The sequence below is a fragment of the Herbaspirillum lusitanum P6-12 genome (assembly GCF_000256565.1).
Classification (GTDB): Bacteria; Pseudomonadota; Gammaproteobacteria; order Burkholderiales; family Burkholderiaceae_D; genus Herbaspirillum; species Herbaspirillum lusitanum.
On record NZ_AJHH01000679.1, the window covers coordinates 1 to 225 of the forward strand.

General features: G+C 62.7%; 1 pseudogene. It reads right to left on the reverse strand.

From position 1 onward, the window contains the following. Nucleotides 1-194: pseudogene (locus HLUSI_RS34455) on the reverse strand (ABC transporter substrate-binding protein); the annotation flags it as partial. Nucleotides 195-225: the final 31 nt, after the last annotated feature.

The window sequence follows — 225 nt, forward strand, 5'->3', positions numbered from 1 at the left end:
ACGGGCCGGTACGGGCCGGTGCCGACCGGCTTGTTGTTGTACGGATTGTTGAGGATGTCGGTGCCTTCGTACAAATGCTTGGGCAGCACCTGCGCGCCGTTGCTGTTGAGCGAGCTCAGAACGGCCAGCGACGGTTCGCTGAAGCGGATGATGACGGTATAGTCGTCCGGCGTGTCGACGCCGGTGACGGTGCCGGAAGGTCAGCGTCTTGCTGTCCTTGGAGAC